Origin of the sequence: Planktothrix tepida PCC 9214 (assembly GCF_900009145.1) — a bacterium.
Lineage (GTDB): Bacteria > Cyanobacteriota > Cyanobacteriia > Cyanobacteriales > Microcoleaceae > Planktothrix > Planktothrix tepida.
In genome coordinates this window covers 1-638 of sequence record NZ_LN889920.1, presented here as the reverse complement: position 1 = coordinate 638, position 638 = coordinate 1, and the positions used below count along the sequence as shown (strand labels likewise).

At 34.8% G+C, this 638-nt stretch carries 1 protein-coding gene; it reads left to right on the top strand.

Features of this window, described 5'->3' with window-relative positions; genetic code table 11:
- The first annotated feature begins 36 nt into the window (after positions 1-36).
- Positions 37-495 (top strand): DUF29 domain-containing protein, encoded by a 459-nt coding sequence (locus PL9214_RS29800; protein ID WP_072722828.1) that lies wholly within the window; start codon positions 37-39, stop codon positions 493-495.
- The last annotated feature ends 143 nt before the right edge of the window (positions 496-638 follow it).

Below are 638 nucleotides of genomic sequence, written 5' to 3'. Positions count from 1 at the left end.
AATTTATGATATTATTAAATTCAGGAAAAATCAATCATGCAAAGTTTATATGAACAGGATTTCTATGGCTGGACACAAAAGCAAGCTCAGTTACTCCGTGAACAACAATGGCATCACCTGGATCTGAACAATTTAATTGAGGAAATAGAATCTTTGGGAAGACAGGAACGCCAACAATTAAGAAACAGATTGAGTATTTTAATTGCTCATTTATTAAAATGGGAATATCAACCCACAAAACGCAGTCGTAGTTGGTTAGCAACCATTCGAGTACAAAGACGCGATATTTTAAGGTTGCTTAAAGATAATCCTAGCCTTAAACCTTATTTGCCTGAAATTTTACCAGAAACTTATGAAAATGGTCGAGATTTAGCAGCCGCAGAAACGAATTTACCATTTAACCGTTTTCCTGAAAATTGTCCTTATTTAATGGATGACATTTTGAGCGATCGCTTTTACCCAGGAGAACCTAATATTGAGTTAGAGGAAAACTAATTCCCTCCAACTAGATCTCGATGACTCGACCTGCTAAAGTTTAAGAGACAATAGAAAAAAGCGATCGCCAATTTATGATATTATTAAATTCAGGAAAAATCAATCATGCAAAGTTTATATGAACAGGATTTCTATGGCTGGAC

Excerpts from the sequence above, each read along its gene's own strand:
- PL9214_RS29800 (WP_072722828.1), top strand. The coding sequence starts at position 37 with ATGCAAAGTTTATATGAACAGGATTTCTATGGCTGGACACAAAAGCAA.